The following is a 17,709-nucleotide window of genomic DNA, read 5'->3' as shown; positions in this document are numbered from 1 at the left end:
GATTATTCACAGGAGGGCTGCAAGCCGACGCTCCAGGTACATACGAAATCAGGGTCGACCCAGTAAGACAGGTCGAATTGCATGCGGGATGAAGTGCGGAACTCTATCCCGCGTATTTTTTTTACGGCCGTATCTGCCTGCGTACGGATAATCCGGAAATGCCGGACAAAATCCACCTCCTGCGCACCGAGCATCTTGTACATCGTTTCCTTGGCACACCAGTGGAGCAGAAGGTCCACCGTAGTCTCTGCCTCCTCTTCCGGTCCCAATATCCGGGAAGCAATCTTCCCTACTCTTTCCGACATATACTCGATATCGATTCCCACCTCCCGTTCGGGATGCAGGCCGACAGCCACAAACCCTCTGGTATGCGAAACCGTAATCCGGAAACTGCCGTCCTCCAGATAAGGCTTTCCCGACGGATAATGCAAGATCCGCTTCTCGCTGCCGGTCAGTGCAGCCAGCAACACACGCACAGCCACGTATTCCACCTTGCGCGACAGAGCCTTCATCGAAGCCAGTTCCTCGTCATAACGAAAATCAGCCGAAAGCATTGCTCTCAATGCTCCCGGCTCTTCGTTTACTTTCCAGATACCGAAGTATCCGCCCTCATATGTCCATTTCCGGTACAAAGGCATCAGTCTTCCTCTTTTTTTACCGGTTCAGAAATCACTACCTTCACCTTCAGAATACGTCTGGCATCCATTTCCAGTACCTCGAAACGGAAGTTCTCGAATTCCAGCACTTCATGACGGGAAGGGAACTCTCCCTTCAGTTCCAGCAGCAGACCGGCAAGAGTATCCGCATCGCCAGCCACCGATTCAAAGACATCGGCATCGATATCCAATATTTTATAGAAATCCGACAACAGTGTCTTTCCTTCGAACACATACACATTGTCGGCCAGTTTGACGAATGTCTTCTGCTCCTCATCGTATTCGTCATTGATTTCTCCAACGATTTCCTCGATGATATCCTCCATGGTCACGATACCCGACGTACCTCCAAACTCATCGACCACGATGGCAATGTGAATCTTATTCGACTGAAAATCACGCAACAGGTCGTCAATCATTTTGGTTTCCGGTACGAAAAAGGCCGGACGAATCAGCTTCTGCCATTCAAAATCGGCCCCTTGAGACAGGTAAGGCAACAAATCCTTGATGTACAGGATACCCTTGATATTGTCGCGCGACTCCTCGTACACCGGAATGCGGGAATACGCATTGTCGACCACACACTTCAGTACCTCCGGAAAGGCCGTATGAATCTCCAGGTCCACCATATCCAGACGCGAAGTCATCACCTCCTTCGCCGTTTCCTCACCGAAACGGATGATACCCTCCAGCATGTTGCTCTCCTCGGAAATCTCACTCTTGTCGGTCAGTTCCAGTGCCTGAGAAAGCTCATCGACCGAAAGATTATGCGTTTTCTTCCTGTGTGTCAGACGGTTGAACAGGAAAGTAGAATGTACCAGCAGATTGGATACCGGAGAAAAGACAGAGCGCAAGACCCAGATTACCGGAGCCGCTTTGCGGCAAAAAGCCAGCGTATGCTGAGCCGAATAAATCTTAGGCATGATTTCTCCAAACAAAAGCAGCAGAAACGTAAGGACCACCGTAATCAGGATAAACTCCAGCAGCTGCGCTCCCCCAAAGTCAATTACCTCTGCAAAGAAATAATTGCACAGCATGATGATGGTCACATTCACAAAGTTGTTCGATATCAGAATAGTAGCCAATAAGCGCTCCGAATCATCCAGCAGTGCCTTAATACGCTTGTCGGAAGGATGCTCATCCTCCTCTATCTTATTCAAGTCGGAAGGCGACAGCGAGAAAAACGCAATTTCAGATGCCGAGACAAAACCGGAAGCATAAAGTAACAAAATCGCCAGCAGCAAGGCTACCACCGCTCCTGCCGACGGAGGCATGACGGTCACACCGTCATACAGATCCTTAAAATAGGATATACACGAATCAGGGTCCAAGGAATTAAGTTTTAGTTAATAATATTTTGCCTCCTCACATCACGAGCCTGCCATACATCTTACTGTTCTAGAGAAGTACGGCAAGGCAGAATGTTCGGTACGGCGAGTCAAATCCCGGTTACAGTACCGGGAGGTCCGTAGCGGACAGTATGTATCAGAAAGGAAGATCGTCCGATGCATCCTGTTCCGACGGCCGTATGGGAGTCGGAGAAACGGCTGCAGCAGGACTTACCGGCTGTGCAGCAGCAGGCTGTACCGGCTGCTGGCGAGGTGTCAGCATTTCCATGTTGTCGCCGAAAATCTCTACCACATAGCGCTTCATGCCGTTCTGGTCGTCGTAAGAGCGTGAACGGATTTTTCCTTCAATATACAGTTTATCTCCTTTGTGAACATATTTTTCGGCAGTCTCGGCCAGCCCTCTCCACAGCACGATGTTGTGCCATTCGGTGCGTTCCGGAACCTGGGTACCGTTAGGCAGTGTATAAGCACGGTCAGTAGTTGCCAGCGGAAACGTTGCTACCGCCACTCCACTGTCCAGATACCTGACTTCCGGATCTTTTCCCACATTACCGATTAATTGAACCTTGTTTAAAGACATACTTATTCATTTTTATGATTTGGTTTCAAAATTAAGGAAAAAAAATGAGAAATCAAGTTTGACACAGGAAATTTCTCAAGTTCGCTGAACCTCACCTTCAAAAAGCCTTCCGGCACAAAATGTCCGTCTTTCAAAAGGATTTCAATGCACGATGCATAAATACGGCGGTGAGAAAGCACATGCTTGCGGCCGGCTTCCACCAGCGACACCTTTTCTACCTCCCGGTCTCCCCACAAAGCGCGGCAGGCCGGCAGCGACAGCAATTCCCCCAATTCGTAAGAGCGGCTGGTTTCCAGCAAGGGAAACTCATACAGGTTCTGCCAGATATCTCCCTTTCCCCGCTTGTGCAGCCAGCAGGCATCGCCGGTATGAATGAAGAAATAATTGAAAAAACGGTCTGTCACCTTGGTCTTGCGAGCCTTACAGGGCAAATCCGCCACCCGTTTCCCGGCATAGGCCACACAACTGTCCTTCAGCGGACAGTCCTCGCAACGGGGAGCCGCTGCCGTACAGACCAATGCCCCGAAATCCATAATCGCCTGGTTGTACGCCCCCGGACGGTCACGGTCGAGAAGCGCATCGGCCAATGCCGCAAACTCCTTTTTCCCCTCGGTCGTATCAATCGGCGTATCCACCCCCATCCAGCGCGAAAGCACCCGGTACACATTTCCGTCGACCACCGCATGCGGCAGTCCGTAGGCAAACGAACAGATGGCTGCAGCCGTATACTCCCCCACTCCCTTCAGTTTCAACACCTCTTTATAAGAGTGCGGGAAACTTCCGGCCGCGTGTATCGAACGGGCAGCCTCGTGCAGGTTCCTGGCCCTGGAATAATAACCCAGCCCCTGCCAGTATTTCATCACCTCATCCTCCCCGGCCTCGGCCAGAGAAGCCACGTCGGGGAAGCGCCCGATGAAACGGCAGTAATAATCATATCCCTGAGCCACACGCGTCTGCTGCAGAATAATTTCAGAAATCCATATCTTATACGGGTCGGTTGTCTGCCTCCAGGGCAGATCCCTTCCGTTCCGCTCATACCAATCAATCAGCACATCAGCCAAGTTATTCATCCTCTAAACATTAATTAAATATAATATTTCATTTATCCGGCCACAAAAATAAAGGATTTAGGAGAGGATTACACACTTTTTTATAAATTTGTAGGTTAGAAATTTCTTAAAGAACAAGAAAAGCTATATATTTGCAGTCCAAAAAATTAAGATAACGTATAACAATAATTATTAGCGAAATGACTAAAGCAGATATTGTAAACGAGATTTCAAAGAACACAGGTATTGACAAACAGACTGTCTTAACTACACTCGAAGCCTTTATGGATTCTGTAAAAGACTCTTTGTCAAACGAAGAGAATGTATACCTTCGCGGCTTCGGAAGTTTCATTGTTAAGAAAAGAGCGCAGAAAACTGCACGCAACATTTCTAAGAACACAACAATCATTATTCCTGAGCACAATATCCCGGCGTTCAAACCGGCAAAGACATTTACACTTTCAGTGAAAAAATAATTAACATTTAGTATTAACCCTATAAAATTTTGAAGCTATGCCAAGCGGAAAGAAAAGAAAAAGACATAAAATGTCTACACACAAGCGTAAAAAAAGACTGAGAAAGAACAGACATAAAAGCAAAAAATAATTGTTAGTCTGTCCGACTTCAATAAAGAACAAACTTGTAAAGCACTTTTATGGTCTTTCAGGTTTGTTCTTTATGTATGCAGCAAATTGAATATTCTAATTTAAAACCAAGTAACCAAGTGACAAGCGAACTAGTAGTAGACGTACAGCCGAAAGAGATCTCTATCGCGCTTCTCGAAGACAAGAATCTGGTAGAGTTTCAGAAGGAAGAACGGAACCTTTCGTTCTCTGTAGGCAACATGTACCTGGGAAAAGTACGGAAATTAATGCCCGGACTGAATGCCTGCTTCGTGGATGTGGGCTTTGAAAAAGACGCTTTCCTTCATTATTTGGACTTAGGACCTCAATTTTATTCATACCAGAAGTATCTGAAACAGGTTATCAGCGACCGTAAGAAACTGTATCCCATGTCCAAGGCTTCCATGCTGCCAGACATTGAAAAAGACGGAGCCATTTCTTCCGTATTGCAGCAGGGTCAGGAAGTCATCGTGCAAATTGTCAAGGAGCCCATTTCTACCAAAGGGCCGCGTCTGACATGTGAACTCTCTTTTGCCGGACGATATCTGGTGCTGATACCGTTTAATGACAAGGTTTCGGTTTCTCAAAAAATCAAGTCGAGCGAAGAGCGCGCACGACTCAAGCAGTTGCTGCAAAGCATCAAACCGAAGAATTTCGGAGTCATAGTACGCACCGTAGCCGAGGGCAAGCGGGTAGCCGAACTGGATGCCGAACTGAAGGTGCTGCTGAAACATTGGGAAGAAACCATTACCAAAGTGCAGAAGGCCACTAAAATGCCGGCTTTGGTATACGAGGAAACAAGCCGCACAGTAGCAATGTTGCGCGATTTGTTCAATCCTTCTTACGAAAATATTTATGTAAACGATGAAGCCGTTTACAATGAAGTAAAAGATTACGTTGCGCTGATTGCTCCGGAACGTACGGGTATTGTCAAACTATACAAAGGACAGTTGCCTATTTTTGACAACTTCGGCATTACCAAACAGATCAAGTCGTCGTTCGGAAAGACGGTGTCCTACAAGAGCGGAGCCTATCTGATCATCGAACATACAGAGGCATTGCATGTAGTGGACGTAAACAGCGGAAACCGTTCCAAATCAGACAACGGACAGGAGGCTAATGCACTCGATGTCAACCTGGGAGCAGCCGACGAACTGGCGCGCCAGCTCCGGCTTAGAGACATGGGGGGCATCATCGTAGTAGACTTCATTGATATGAACCTGGCAGAGAACCGTCAGAAACTGTATGAACGGATGTGCCAGAACATGCAGAAAGACAGGGCCAAGCATAACATCCTGCCTCTCAGCAAATTCGGACTGATGCAGATTACCCGCCAGCGGGTACGTCCGGCAATGGATGTCACTACCGATGAGAATTGTCCTACCTGCTTCGGGAAAGGCAAGATCAAGCCTTCCATCTTATTTACAGATACGTTGGAAAGTAAAATTGACTACCTGGTCAACAAACTGAAGGTAAAGAAATTTACATTGCATATCCACCCTTATGTGGCAGCTTATGTCAATCAGGGAATCGTCTCGCTGAAACGCAAATGGCAGATGAAGTTCGGCTTCGGCATTAAAGTCATTCCGAACCAGAGCCTGGCCATGCTGGAATATAAATTCTATGATGTATTCGGCGAAGAACTGGATATGAAAGAGGAGTTTGAGATGAAATAGCATTTGTACTCAAAATCTCCAGTAAAGGTATTATACGGAGAGGTAAGTTCCTGACTTGCCTCTCCGTTCTTTTTTCAGGAAGGTATCATGACATTCTTTAAATGACGGCGGCAGATTCTCCAGCCAATCAAGTTCCCAAAACTTCTGAAAGAAAGAAAAGAACAACAGCGACATCGCAGTTTATAAAAATCCCTCCTCTGATTATATAATCCACGGCGTGGATTATATAATCAGAGGAGGAAATCAACATTCTCTTTTCCTTACGGATAAAAAGTTACTTTCTTCGTAAAGGTTATATAAACAGATGCATTAAACTATCAAAAGCTAAATATATAGATACATTTAATTATTTCCAAGACCAACCTCAAAAGTTAATTATTGTAAACAAATAAAAGTATTTTAAGAAATCTCCAAACAAATAAAACACTTTTTTGTTATTAATATACAAAGAAAATGCACTTAGGCTTAACTAACCAGGGAATATAATCTGAATATCAGGTTAAATACTAAATAAGGACACAATATAATCAGACTTTAAACCTTAAGGAACATAAACTATGATTTGAAGAATTTTAATACTTTGTAAATCAAGTATAGACACATAGACCAATTACAGGGAATCAACATTTAAATGCATATTATTAACCTTAAAATTTTATTTATGAAAATCCCCTTTAAACTTATAAGTATATTCCTTATACTTATATTGACGGATTCATGTACGAAGAATTCACTTACAGACGTACCGATTTTTACACAAGAACCCGCTGCTTCTATTGAAGCATCTTTGACAATTTCAATCAAAAATCTTCCACAAAGCAAGACTGAAGAATATTGTATCGGAATCCTGCAAAGGAATATTTTTGATGAGTCCGGTAAGTATGAAAAGGTTTCAGAAGCAGATTTCCTATTGTCTCAGCCAATAAACTCAAGCAATGTTACCTTTAAAGATTTATCCGAATATTACAAATCGGAAATTTTCATCAATATCTTTCAGAAAGCCTCTGACGGATCTTATATTCCTGTTACACACTCAGGAAACCAACTGGAGTACTTCGTCGCTTTTGGCCATATAGAAAAAGAAATAGACTGTAACATTTCCAAACCGGATGGTATCAGAAAAACAACTATCAATGTCAATGTACCACAGGAATATCTTCATAAAGAAGTTTTTCTGGTAAAGGAAGAAAAACTGACGATGTTTACTACACAACTGGAAGCAGGAAAAATGCCGGACAGCGACAGTTATATACACAAAATGACCATAGAAAGCCCGGATTTCCAATGGATTATTAATTCACCATTGCATCCGGAGAAATACTTTTTATTACTGTCAAGACCAGTGCCAGAAATCCCTTATCTAAAATATCCGGTAGAAGAAATTAATTACGAAACTTCTTCTGTACAGGTTGTCATCACCAAGGAGACAAAGAAAAAGATAAATATCACCGCCATAAGAGGAGGAGAAAAACTGAATCAACATGAAATTTATCTTATAGAAAAAAATCAATGGCCGCAGGTAGAACGTATCGTAAAAGAACTGCACGGACATCCAGAAAAAGATATGTATGTGGAGAAAGGTACCCTTACAACTGGAGAAGCACGGTTTGAAGTTTACTGCACAGAAGGAACAAAAGAGTACGTTGTCTACATCCCCAAATGGAATACTGAATATTATGACAGCTATCAAAAATTGGAAGTTGCGGTTAATTCGGAAACACCAGAATACACACTGGAATTTGACTTTCCGTACAATCCCCCTACATCGGGCGGAGCAACCCAGAAAACAATCAGTATGGCTATCACTGTAGAAGACATGGAAGGATACACTTTTGGCTGGAGTGGAGGAAAAGTCTACGTACTAAATGATGCTGAGAAACTGAAAGAAGCAATTTACAGCATCGGATATGGAGAATTCGAAGGACTTTACAGTTCAGATACATCCATCAATACTCCCGATGACCTGCCCGTTACCTTGACTTTGAATCAAATCGAAATCAGTTCGGACAAAGAAGTAGCCATTTTCATGTATCCGGTGGTTCAAGGAGGCTTCAACTTCCGGCTTGCAGTCAAAAGAATACCGGGTGCCAACCTTACCGACGGATATAAGGTAACCCTTACAAAAGACAATTTGGAAAATATACCTTTTTAAACCAAGATATTACCTAAGAATATGAAACATAGAATAATCATGTGGCTTTGCAGCCTCTTCTGCCTTTGTGGAGCCATACATGCACAATCAATCGTTGTCCAGGGACAGGTAACCGACAATACCGGATTACCTCTGATTATGGTCAACATCATAGAAGAAGGAACTACAAACGGAACCGTAACTGACATGGACGGGAATTACACACTTACCGTAACCGAGGGGGCCACAATTGAATTCTCTTTTATCGGCTATGCCAGTCTTAAAAAAGTAGTAACTCCAGGAACATCAAGAATAGATGTCGTGCTGACCGAAGATACCCAACTGCTGGACAATGTCGTCGTCACCGCACTGGGAATCAAAAGACAGGAAAAGGCTCTGTCATACAATGTACAGAATATCAAACAGGATGAGCTGACCCGGGTGAAGGATGCCAACCTGATTAACAGTTTGAACGGAAAAATTGCAGGAGTAAATATCCAAAGCAGTTCTTCTGGAGCAGGTGGAGCCACCAAAGTAATTATGCGAGGTGTAAAATCAATAGAGGGAAACAACAACGCACTCTATGTAATCGATGGGATTCCAATGTACAACTCCGTAGGAGAAGAAGGTACGGGTAGATATGCTTCAAAAGGGTCCACAGAAGGAATCGCTGACCTTAATCCGGAAGACATTGAATCGATGACCGTACTGACAGGAGCTTCAGCAGCAGCGCTATATGGTTCGTCAGCTGCTAACGGAGCCATCCTTATTACCACTAAAAAAGGACAAGAAGGAAAACTGGAAGCCACCTTCACGACTTCGGCGGAACTGGCTGCCCCCTTCGTTATGCCCCAATTCCAGAACACGTACGGAAGTTTACCTAATGCAGCTGTGAGCTGGGGGGCACACCAACCCTCGAGTGGGTATCACCCGAAAGACTTTTTCAAGACTGCTGCCACATACACTCATTCGCTCACACTGTCAATGGGAAATGAAAAAAGTCAGACCTATGTTTCTCTGGCTGCCACCAATGCAAACGGATTAATTCCCAATAATATATACGACCGTTATAACATGACACTGAGAAATACCAGTTATGCGTTAAAGCAACGGCTAAGAGTAGACATCGGTGCCCAGTACATCGTACAAAGAGACCAGAACATGGTCAATCAGGGGGAATATATGAATCCGCTGGTAGCAGCCTACCTGTATCCCAGAGGGAAAAGTTGGGACGAAGCACAATATTTCGAGATGTGGGATGAAGACCGTGGACTCCTTGTAGCAAGTCCTTTCCCTCAAGGCGACTATACGATGCAGAATCCATACTGGACAGCTTACCGGAACATACGTACATCCAGACGTAAGAGATTTCTGGTTACATTAGGAGCCTCGTATACTATTAAAGAATGGTCTGCATCCGAGAAGTGGGACATTACTGCCAGATACAGAATTGACCGCACCCAACAGGAGTATCAAGACAAACGTTTCGTAGGAACCATCCCTACTTTGCTGGACGGTGGAGTAAAGAATGGCTTTTTCGGACTTGAAAACAGTTCGGACATGCAAAATTATGTAGACATTCTAAGTAATTTTACCAAAAACATAGGAACTGACTATACGCTTATGCTCAACCTGGGAGGCAGTTTGACCGACCAGATAAACGACGGGCTTATTAATCAAGGACCACTAAGAGACAACGGACTGCCTAATGTATTTAACGTCCAAAACATAGAACAAGGAGCTCAAAAGGCACAATTCTATCAAAACGGATGGAGAGAGCAGACCCAGTCGGTTTTCGGAAGCATGGAACTCAGCTGGAAAAGACTGCTGTTTCTTACTCTCACCGGGCGCAACGACTGGGCATCACAGTTGGCCGGCTCAGCCCACAAGTCGTTCTTCTATCCGTCCGTAGGAATTTCCGGAATTCTGACAGATATGCTGCCTGATCCGATGAAAACCAAAATAGAACCGATTTTGTCTTTTGCAAAACTACGGCTGGCATATGCCCAGGTAGCCTCACCGTTCCAAAGAGGACTTACCATGCAGCTGAATACCTTCAGTCAGGATGATAAAAAATGGGTAAAGGAAGGATTCTATCCGCTTAAGGAACTGAAGCCGGAGCGTACCACATCTTTTGAAATCGGACTCAGCAGTAAATGGATACAGAACAAGTTGAATTTTGACATAACCTATTACAGGACCAATACCAAAAACCAGACCATCAAGGCTGCCATGTCGGCCTCATCCGGATACAATTATACGTACGTACAGACTGGAAATGTACAAAATGAAGGAATAGAGATGGCATTAGGTCTCAGTCTGGTATCACGTAAAGGCTTTGGATGGGACTCGAACATCACTTATGGATACAACCGAAACCGGATTATTGAATTGGTAGCCAATGTCAGAAACCCACAGAACCCCGAAGAAGCCTTATTTGAAAAAGATGAACTGCTGAAGGACAATTTCGGAAACGCACAGGTAATCTTACGCCCGGGAGGAAGTCTGGGAGATATCTATGCAAAAACCGATTTTGTACGAGATGCCTATGGACACATCGACCTTTCACAAGACTTGAAACCCCGAAGTGAATATCTTAAATTAGGAAGTCTCCTGCCAGATGCCAACATCGGATGGAGAAATGACTTCCGGTATAAGCATCTCCGTTTTGGCTGCATGATAGCTGCACGTTTGGGAGGAATTGTCATTTCAGGTACCCAGGCTGCCATGGACTACTCAGGAGTATCAAAAGCTACTGCCGATGCCCGGGATGCAGGAGGAGTGGTACTGGCGCCAGGAATTGTAGTACCGGCACAGAATTACTATCAGTTGCAGGGACGTCCGAAAGATTTCCTGACACAATATTATACCTACAGTGCTACCAATGTGCGGCTGCGTGAAGCATATATCTCATACGATATACCTTCGAAATGGCTGGGAAATATCTTGGACCTGACTGTTTCGCTAACTGGGAAAAATCTGCTGATGCTCTACTGCAAAGCACCATTCGACCCAGAATCAGTATCCTCAACCGCAAATTACGCACAGGGACTGGACTATTTCATGCTGCCTTCACAAAGAAGTGTAGGTTTCAGTCTGAGGGCTAAATTTTAACTCAATAACATAACAAAAATTGCATTAAACCATGAATAAAATATTATTTCTAACCCTTCTGACCGGAATGATGACTGTTAGTTGTACAGAAAATTTTCTGGAATACAACCGCAATCCTTATGGCGTATCCGATGCAACCTTGGCTTCAGGAGGTATTGCTGAACAAATGGCAAACCACTGTGGAGTCTTGTCCACTCTTGTTATTCCTCTTCAGGAAAACCTGTTCCAATATTCGATGAGTCTGGGATGTGAAACGCTTTCAGGCTATATGGGACAGACCAAACATTCTGACTTAGGAAGATACAATTACAATATTGGATTTATCGAGTATCCGTTTACAGACGAACAGTCTCTGGCAAAGGTCATAAAACAATACAACGCCTTGTCACTGGTTACCGGTGCCAGTCAGGAAAATGTATTCTATGCCTGGGGAACAATTTTAAAAGTCGGCATTCTCCATCGGCTCTCTGATATGTACGGTCCCATTCCCTATGAATTTTCGGGTACCGAAGCACAAAAAGCCTATCAGACTCAAGAATATATTTACCGGAAAATGATAGAAGAATTGGGCTGGGCCGGAGAAACTCTGGCTAAAGCAACCCTAAGTGCTTCTGAGAAAAAAGCATGGGCTGTACAAGATGACATCTATCGTGGAGATATCAGTAAATGGGTAAAGTTTGCTAATTCCCTGAAACTGCGTCTGGCTATCCGTGTCTCCGCAAAGCTTCCGGAAGAAGCCCGGAAATGGGCAGAAGAGGCTGTGAAAAAAGGAGTCATTGAACATAATACAGAAAATGCCTGGAAACCCACAAGTGACAATCCATTCTATAAGATGAGTCAGAACTGGGGAGATACCCGATGTGGAGCAGACATCATCGCATATATGAACGCTTTTGAAGACCCGCGGCGGGAAGCCTACTTCGAAAAGACCGGACGGGGAGGAAACGAAACCTATTTCGGACTACGGGCTGGAGTAAACTTACCGGCTAAAGAAGAACTGATAAGTACCGCTACCAACCTGTATTCTAAGCCCAAAGTATCCATGACTGACCCTGTAGCATGGATGACTGCCGCTGAAGTTTATTTTCTCCGTGCAGAAGGTGCCTTGAAAAAATGGAACATGGGGGATCAAGCACAGAACCTCTACCAAAAAGGTATCGAAACTTCTTTGGGTATGTACAATCTGACTGCAGGAGAATACCTGAACAATCAGAAAAAAAGAGGCAGTTTTCGAGACAGTCATTATCCCGCTTTCAATAACCCGTCATTTACCTCAGACATTCAGGTGAAATGGGCCGATAATGAAGAAGCCAATCTGGCACAAATTATCACACAGAAATACATTGCCATGTACCCTTACGGAAGTGCAGAAGCATGGGCTGAATGGAGACGTACCGGATACCCGAACCTATTACCGGCTGTTGACTACAACCATGAGGTCAACAACATTGAGCGTGACGGAAAAGGTGCAGACACTAAAGGATACCGAAGATATCCTCTTCCACAAATTGAACATGCAGTGAACAGTATCCATGTTACTAATGCGATTACAGAAGATCTGGAAGGCAACGATTCTCCCAATACTAATGTATGGTGGGCACGAAAATAACAATAATCAACTTAAAGCAGCTTTTATATGAAAAATATCATAATCACACTAATTGCAGGTCTGTCAATGGTAGGCTGTACCGAAATCGAACCTGTACGGATGGACATTCACCCGGCAGAAAAAGATCTCACAGCCCTGAGAAACTATAAAACCGGTGAACATTTCCTGTCCATTACATGGTTCTCCAACTGGAAAGCCGACGGCAATATGAATACCTATCTGAATACGTTGCCAGACAGTCTTGATGTCATCATTCTGGAAAATAATTTCGAATCACTTTCACTAGCCCAATATACGGATCTAGAAACGGTAAAACAGGAGAAAGGCACTAAAGTACTGATATCTCAAAACATGGATATGGTATACGAAAATTATCAGGAAGATCTGGAACAGGCAGAAAAGGAAGGAGAATATCAGGCTGAAAAAGCCGCAGCTGAAAAGGGACAGGAAGCAACCCCCGAAGAAATCACAGAATCCGTAAAAAAAGAACAAGATAAAGTTCTTGAAAAATACAAACAAACTATTGCAGCACTTCCTCTGAAATTAGCTGAAGTGCTGCAGAAAAATGGATTGGACGGTATCAGCCTTCGTATCACCAATACTGGAGATGCTTTTTTCAGAGAGCAGATTTATCTGTTATTCGACAGAATAGCTGAAGTGCTCAAGGATTCCCGTTCATCCAAACTACTGATATTTGAAGGATACATCGGTTATGTCAATCACTATTGCCATGTTTTTGACTACCTTATCAGCACAACCCACAGTTCCGACAGACTGGCCGATACACAGGAGGTATTCTACAGACTGACCGATATGAAAGATTTTTCACCTAAACAGTTCATTGCCTATCTGTCGATAGAAAACGACTCTTGGAAAACTCCGTATTCAGATCTTTTCTCTTCGGAAGAAATTACAATGCCTAAGCACCAGTCACTGGCATTATGGCTACCTGCAGGTAACTTCCGGACTGGTGGCATTGCCCTCCGGGGAATCGAGAAGGATTATGAAAATAACTACGGAATATTGAGACAAACCATTCAATTTGTAAACTTGAAATAACAACCATGAAAAAATTCACTATACTAGGATTATTGTTCCTGCTGTTACTGCATACAGGTTGCAGAGATGAATTTGGAAAGACCTTGTTCGGACCAGAAAAGACAGTAGCTCCGGAAAGACTGACAGACAAGAAACTGATCTTTGTCAATACGACCGGTGTAAATGATATTACCGAAGGAAAAATAGTGTCTGACGATCCTACAGATGTTATTTTCTCTTCACAGCAGCCTATCGGACAAACAAAAGAAATAACGGTTTCTGCCAGACTGGAAGAAGGAAAAAGCCATGTTAATGAAAACTTTGTATTAACTCCTCTCAAGGAGACATCCTTGCTTGAGAACTACAGAAAACAACACGGATATGCAGTCCGCTTTCTGCCCGAATCGGCATACAAGATAGTCAATGACATGATTTGCATTGAAAAAAACGGTACTCAAGCCATCAATCACGGTACCATACGGATAACCAATGCCTTGGATCTGGAAATTAATCAGGACTATCTGTTAGCCATACAACTGCAAAATGCCCCTGGATTTCTGCTGGCTGAAGACAATCGGTTGATTTATCTTCATATCAAGCGGAAAGGTGGATCCGGAGAAATGAGTGGAGCTGCAGATTTTAACCCCATGCCAGGAGATAACGTACTCGACCCAGACGGAGTAGACAAAGGTATTAACCGCAACAACCTGTATTACGAAACAGGAGGAGAGCTGTTTAAAAACCTGAATGCCTGCACAATAGAAGGATTAATATTTGTGGATGCCTTCAAAGCTGAAGAAGAGCGTGCTGACGGAACTTTGGCCGGAATTTCATCGCTCTGGGGTAATGAAAAAGGCGGTGAACCGGTCAACTTCCTACTCAGACTGGGAGATGCTGGTGTATCAACCAATATGCTACAACTTGTGGTCAATGACCGTAAATATCTCATCAATTACAAGTTGAAAGAAAAACAGTGGTATCACCTAGCCATGACTTATGACGGCACAGAAATCAAGTTCTTTATCAACTATAAAGAAAAACTTTCTGTAAAGCAAACCGGAGACATCAGTCTGTCTGGTTCTTCATTCTGTTTGGGACAATCTTTCAACCAATGGAGAGGATTTAACGGAAAAATGTCTGAGGTACGAATCTGGAAAACAGCCAGAACTGCAAAAGAGCTGAAAAACAATGCACTGGACATAATCATGTTTAATGCAGAAAAAGAACTGCTACTGGCTTATTGGAAAATGAACAAAGCCATGGAAGGATCAGGTAATAAGAAAATCTCAGACCTCAGTCAAAACGAGAACCACCTGACCGTAAAAAGACAAGGAGCATCGGGCGGTACAGTTCAGGCTGAAATCATCATAGATAATGATATTGACATCAACATTTAAATTTTTGAATCATATGAAACTGCATAATTTCATTCTTATCTTTTGCTTCCTTACGCTGCTGGCCGGATCCGGATGTCAGGAAGAAGTTCTTACAGCAGAAATTCCTTTGGAGAACAATATGTCCTCCAAAGGTGAAATACAATTTGTATTCCCTGGAGAAGAACACGCCATCGGACACAGACTGAATGGGGAAGAAATGGTGTTTGAACTAAGACAAGGAAAATATAACAATGAAACAATAACTGCTGAATTTGATACTTCGGAAGAAAATCTGCAAAAACTGACAGAACAATTTGCTGAAATAAAAGGCATAAATTTTTATGAACTACTTGACAAGGAAAGCTATACCCTCCCTGCATCAGTAACATTAAACAAGGATCAACTCAGCGTTCCGGTCACTATAAAAATACATTTGCAAAAAAAAGGTATTTATCTGTTGCCCCTTATTCTAAAATCCGGAAACAAGGAAATCGGTGTACAGTTCATTGAAATCATAGATCCGGAGACCTCAGCCATCGACCTTTCATGGTTGGAACGGACTCCGTCAGTTGCAGAGCCACGTATGACAGCCATCGTGGAAGCCACGGAAAATGACTTGCGCAATATTGGAAACTATATGCTTTACCCTTATGGACACAGTCGGCCAGAACTGAAACGACCTCTGTTTGATATGGCAGTCATTTTTTCGGCCAATATTAATTTCGATGAATTTTCCGGTAAACCCGTATTATACTACAACAGCCATGTGCAACGGATACTGGACAACCGGGATATATTTGTCAAGCCATTACAGGATAAGGGAATAAAAGTACTGCTTTCCATCATGCCAAACCATCAGGGAATAGGTTTTTCTAACCTTGACATCAACGGTGAACGGAGCATGGTGAAGAATTTTGCTGCCGATATCTTTCATGCAGTTCAACGATACCAGCTTGATGGGGTAATGTTTGATGACGAATATGCTGACTACCCGGAATCTGCTGAAGCTGTCCAACCTGGAAGACCTATGGTACAGTTTGGAAGTTTCCACTTTCTGATCAAAGAACTTCGAGATCTGATGCCTTATAAAGCAGGAGAAACTTGGAAAGACCGTCATAATATTATTGCCATGTATAATATTGGATTTTACAGCAATGCACTGATAGGCGACCGAGGATGGTGTCTGTTTAGTAATGATTTCGATTATATTAAGAACGGAAAAGGAAAATGGGCAGACACTGATTCATACGGCAATCCTATCAGGGAAGACCGAAAAGCTGTAAAAGAGTGGGTAAAAGACAGCAAAAACCAGACTTTGCTGGATGAAATTGCTCAAATTAAAATTGGAGAACAATTGGATTATATATGGAATGCCAATTACCAAAGAGGAGACAATTACAACAGTTCCAATGAAGGAAAGGGTGAAAATTGGATTGCAGGCTTGAATGCAGAAACAGCCAAACAGAAATTTGGCGTGGCTTCTTTCGAAATGAGTCTTGAAAACGATCCTTACATCGGTATCAAACACATGACTCGCTTTTGGGAAACCAGCAATTACGAAGCTGGTATAGTAGGAAGAACAGAAAGCCGGGCACAAACGTTAAGCAAACAGAAAAATGCAGGACAGACCTCGATGATTGTATTCAATCTTCAATATGTACCTGATTCCTGGAACAATCAGCCTTTCACCAACATTTATCTGAGGGATTTCAACGAATTTTTCCGTGGGCTGGGCAATAGAAATTCACCACAAATAACCTACGAAGGCGAAAATTTCAATACGGTAACCCCTTCATATCTTCGGTAAACAGTATATTCCAAAGAAAAAGAATATGGTCTATCAATAAAGAGGGACACTCAGTAAATAGTATAAAATTAGCCAACTAATTCATACACAATGTATTGCGAATTAGTTGGCTTTTTTGTATCTTTAGATATTCCCCCGAAAATAAGGTTTGGCAGCCAAAACGGGGGAAATACCCCAACAAAGATATGGCTAAGATACAAAATATTTCGGAAATACAGCCCACTTTGGGCTTTACAGAATTTGATGTTCTGGAAAAATATCGCAAGAGTTTTCATGAGAGTGAACTGGGCAAGCTTCACTCAGTTTTCCCGTTTGACCGTATGGCAAAAGCCATAGGCTTGTCGGAACAGCGTCTTGGACGCAGGAACATTTTTAGCCCTCTGGCAAAGATAGCCCTTATGGTCCTGAAAGCCTACACCGGATTTTCCGACAGACAGCTGGTGGAACATCTCAACGGCAACCTCCACTACCAGATGTTCTGCGGAATCATGATAGATCCGGCCTTTCCCGTAACCAACTACAAGATAGTCAGTGCTATCCGCAATGAGATAGCATCCCGTTTTGATATTGACTCCCTTCAGGAGATACTGGCCACACACTGGAAGCCATATCTTAAGAACCTTCACGTGTGCATGACTGATGCCACGTGTTATGAAAGTCACATGCGTTTTCCTACAGACATGAAACTGCTTTGGGAAAGT

At 43.4% G+C, this 17,709-nt stretch carries 13 protein-coding genes; 9 read left to right on the top strand and 4 right to left on the bottom strand.

Going from position 1 to position 17,709, the window contains the following annotated elements; all coding sequences use genetic code 11:
- Positions 1–2: 2 nt before the first annotated feature.
- The 4 genes from H3001_RS02865 to mutY all read right to left on the bottom strand — a co-directional run bounded on the left by H3001_RS02865 (position 3) and on the right by mutY (position 3,655).
- The gene (locus H3001_RS02865; protein ID WP_181214029.1) at positions 3–638 is read right to left on the bottom strand and encodes a 4'-phosphopantetheinyl transferase family protein; all 636 of its coding nucleotides are present in this window, start codon (positions 636–638) and stop codon (positions 3–5) included.
- Positions 638–1,987, bottom strand: coding sequence for a gliding motility-associated protein GldE (gldE, locus tag H3001_RS02860; RefSeq protein WP_178244300.1), 1,350 nt, complete (start codon positions 1,985–1,987; stop codon positions 638–640). The genes H3001_RS02865 and gldE overlap by 1 nt, the downstream gene beginning before the upstream one ends.
- A gap of 154 nt (positions 1,988–2,141) precedes the next feature.
- Positions 2,142–2,585, bottom strand: coding sequence for a single-stranded DNA-binding protein (locus H3001_RS02855; RefSeq protein ID WP_181214028.1), 444 nt, complete (start codon positions 2,583–2,585; stop codon positions 2,142–2,144).
- Between the two features lie 2 nt (positions 2,586–2,587).
- Entirely contained in the window at positions 2,588–3,655 is a 1,068-nt protein-coding gene (mutY, locus tag H3001_RS02850) for an A/G-specific adenine glycosylase (protein WP_181214027.1), read from the bottom strand.
- Between the two features lie 179 nt (positions 3,656–3,834).
- Here mutY and H3001_RS02845 point away from each other — a divergent pair, with 179 nt between their 5' ends.
- From H3001_RS02845 to H3001_RS02805, 9 genes are all read left to right on the top strand, one after another.
- Entirely contained in the window at positions 3,835–4,110 is a 276-nt protein-coding gene (locus H3001_RS02845) for an HU family DNA-binding protein (RefSeq protein ID WP_178245329.1), read from the top strand.
- Between the two features lie 248 nt (positions 4,111–4,358).
- Positions 4,359–5,933, top strand: a complete 1,575-nt coding sequence (locus H3001_RS02840; protein ID WP_178245327.1) for an Rne/Rng family ribonuclease — start codon at positions 4,359–4,361, stop codon at positions 5,931–5,933.
- A 661-nt stretch (positions 5,934–6,594) separates the two neighbouring features.
- Positions 6,595–8,085 carry a hypothetical protein gene (locus H3001_RS02835; RefSeq protein ID WP_178245325.1) on the top strand — a complete coding sequence of 497 codons (1,491 nt, stop codon included), beginning with the start codon at positions 6,595–6,597 and terminating at the stop codon, positions 8,083–8,085.
- A 21-nt stretch (positions 8,086–8,106) separates the two neighbouring features.
- On the top strand, positions 8,107–11,178 hold the full coding sequence (locus tag H3001_RS02830) for a SusC/RagA family TonB-linked outer membrane protein (protein WP_181214026.1): 3,072 nt from the start codon (positions 8,107–8,109) through the stop codon (positions 11,176–11,178).
- A gap of 31 nt (positions 11,179–11,209) precedes the next feature.
- Positions 11,210–12,787 (top strand): SusD/RagB family nutrient-binding outer membrane lipoprotein, encoded by a 1,578-nt coding sequence (locus H3001_RS02825; protein WP_181214025.1) that lies wholly within the window; start codon positions 11,210–11,212, stop codon positions 12,785–12,787.
- 27 nt (positions 12,788–12,814) lie between these two features.
- A complete protein-coding gene (locus H3001_RS02820) occupies positions 12,815–13,846 on the top strand; it encodes a glycoside hydrolase family 18 (protein ID WP_181214024.1) in 1,032 nt (343 codons plus the stop codon).
- A gap of 5 nt (positions 13,847–13,851) precedes the next feature.
- Positions 13,852–15,222 carry a DUF1735 and LamG domain-containing protein gene (locus H3001_RS02815; protein WP_181214023.1) on the top strand — a complete coding sequence of 457 codons (1,371 nt, stop codon included), beginning with the start codon at positions 13,852–13,854 and terminating at the stop codon, positions 15,220–15,222.
- A 13-nt stretch (positions 15,223–15,235) separates the two neighbouring features.
- Entirely contained in the window at positions 15,236–17,008 is a 1,773-nt protein-coding gene (locus tag H3001_RS02810; RefSeq protein ID WP_181214022.1) for a BT_3987 domain-containing protein, read from the top strand.
- A 185-nt stretch (positions 17,009–17,193) separates the two neighbouring features.
- A partial coding sequence (locus H3001_RS02805; RefSeq protein ID WP_394367786.1) for a transposase occupies positions 17,194–17,709 on the top strand: 516 nt, incomplete at its 3' end.

Origin of the sequence: Phocaeicola faecicola (assembly GCF_013618865.1) — a bacterium.
Taxonomy (GTDB): Bacteria; Bacteroidota; Bacteroidia; order Bacteroidales; family Bacteroidaceae; genus Phocaeicola; species Phocaeicola faecicola.
The sequence above is the reverse complement of the archived record's forward strand: the minus strand, read 5'-3'. Positions and strand labels throughout refer to the sequence as shown.

Excerpts from the sequence above, each read along its gene's own strand:
- H3001_RS02865 (WP_181214029.1), bottom strand. The coding sequence starts at position 638 with ATGCCTTTGTACCGGAAATGGACATATGAGGGCGGATACTTCGGTATC.
- H3001_RS02855 (WP_181214028.1), bottom strand. The coding sequence starts at position 2,585 with ATGTCTTTAAACAAGGTTCAATTAATCGGTAATGTGGGAAAAGATCCG.
- mutY (WP_181214027.1), bottom strand. The coding sequence starts at position 3,655 with ATGAATAACTTGGCTGATGTGCTGATTGATTGGTATGAGCGGAACGGA.
- H3001_RS02845 (WP_178245329.1), top strand. The coding sequence starts at position 3,835 with ATGACTAAAGCAGATATTGTAAACGAGATTTCAAAGAACACAGGTATT.
- H3001_RS02835 (WP_178245325.1), top strand. The coding sequence starts at position 6,595 with ATGAAAATCCCCTTTAAACTTATAAGTATATTCCTTATACTTATATTG.
- H3001_RS02830 (WP_181214026.1), top strand. The coding sequence starts at position 8,107 with ATGAAACATAGAATAATCATGTGGCTTTGCAGCCTCTTCTGCCTTTGT.
- H3001_RS02825 (WP_181214025.1), top strand. The coding sequence starts at position 11,210 with ATGAATAAAATATTATTTCTAACCCTTCTGACCGGAATGATGACTGTT.
- H3001_RS02820 (WP_181214024.1), top strand. The coding sequence starts at position 12,815 with ATGAAAAATATCATAATCACACTAATTGCAGGTCTGTCAATGGTAGGC.
- H3001_RS02815 (WP_181214023.1), top strand. The coding sequence starts at position 13,852 with ATGAAAAAATTCACTATACTAGGATTATTGTTCCTGCTGTTACTGCAT.
- H3001_RS02810 (WP_181214022.1), top strand. The coding sequence starts at position 15,236 with ATGAAACTGCATAATTTCATTCTTATCTTTTGCTTCCTTACGCTGCTG.